The sequence below is a fragment of the Dietzia sp. B19 genome (assembly GCF_014145155.1).
GTDB lineage: Bacteria > Actinomycetota > Actinomycetes > Mycobacteriales > Mycobacteriaceae > Dietzia > Dietzia natronolimnaea.
The window spans coordinates 1-1,388 of the sequence record NZ_JAALED010000444.1 but is presented as its reverse complement, the minus strand read 5'-3'; the positions used below and the strand labels follow the sequence as shown (position 1 = coordinate 1,388).

General features: G+C 71.8%; 1 protein-coding gene and 1 pseudogene. Both read right to left on the bottom strand.

Translation table 11 applies throughout. The features are described 5' to 3' along the window. A pseudogene (locus G6020_RS12495) lies at positions 1 to 206 on the bottom strand (acyl-CoA dehydrogenase); the annotation flags it as partial. Positions 207 to 250: 44 nt separating this feature from the next. After that, a partial coding sequence (locus tag G6020_RS12490; RefSeq protein ID WP_182610844.1) for an acyl-CoA dehydrogenase family protein occupies positions 251 to 1,388 on the bottom strand: 1,138 nt, incomplete at its 5' end.

Below are 1,388 nucleotides of genomic sequence, written 5' to 3'. Positions count from 1 at the left end.
TCGTCGCCGCCGAGCGCCGCGGGCAGGCCCAGCGAGAGCAGGCCCGATCCGGCGAACGCCGACCACAGTCGCTCGTCGTATCCGGCGTCGGCGACACCGCGACTGGGCAGGGCGGTGAGCAGCTCATCGGCCGGGGCGGCCGTGGTGAGCGCCCCGGCCACGGCCTCGGCGACGGCGACCTGGGTCTCGGTACGGGTGAAGTCCACGTCAGATCAGTCCTTAGTCGGGAGAGGGTCGGGCACGGGTTCGATCAGTCCCTGGGCAGGCCGAGGATGCGTTCCCCGACCACGTTGAGCAGCACCTGCTCCGTGCCGCCGGCGATGGACAGGCAGCGCACCATGAGGAACTTGCGCCCCTGCTCGGTGAACTCGACCCCGCCGGTGCCGGTGAGCTCGAGTCCGAACTCGGCGATGTCCTGACGGTGGCGCACGCCCACGATCTTGCGGACGGACGACTCGGCGCCCGGGCCGGAGCCGGAGAGGGTCCGCAGGGCGGTGCGCAGGTCGAGCAGACTCCCCACCACACCGTCGGCCACGTGCTTGCCGAGCTCGTCCAGCACCAGGGCGTCGTCCTCCGCCCCCGCCGCGCGGATGAGGCCGACGATCTCCTCGGCGGCGTCGCCGAGCGAGGAACCGCCGCCCATGGCCACTCGCTCGTTGGCCAGGGTCGTGCGGGCGATCTTCCAGCCGTCGTTCACCTGGCCGACCTGGAACTCGTCGGGGACGAACAGGTCCTCGAGGTAGACCTCGTTGAACAGGGCCTCGCCGGTGATCTCGCGCAGCGGCCTGGTCCGGATGCCCTCGGACTTCATGTCCACGAGGAAGTAGGTGATGCCCTTGTGCTTGGGGGCGTCGGGATCGGTGCGGGCCAGGCACATGGCCCAGTCGGCCTCGCGCGCCAGGGACGTCCACACCTTCTGGCCGTTGATCCTCCACCCGCCGTCGACCTTCTCGGCGGTCGCGCGCAGCGCGGCGAGATCGGAGCCGGCGCCGGGCTCGGAGAACAGCTGACACCACTTGATCTCGCCGGCCATGGTGCCGCGGACCAGCCGGTCGGCGTGCTCGGGCGCGGCCTGCAGGATGGTCGGCACGGCCCACCCGCCGATGGTGATGTTGTGGCGGCTCACGCCCGCTGCCTCGAGCTCCTCGTCGATGAGGAGCTGCTCGGCGGGCGAGGCGCCCAGTCCCCACGGCTCGGGCAGGTGCGGCATGAACAGGCCCGTGTCGGCCAGGGCCCGCTTGCGCTCGTCACCGGACACCGCGGCGACCTTCGCCACGAGGGTCCTGATCTCCTCACGCCTGGCGTCGAGACCCTCGACCTCCGACAGGTCGATCTCGAGGTGTCGGCGCGTGCCGGCCAGGGTGAGCTCGGCCAGCGAGCGCCGCCAG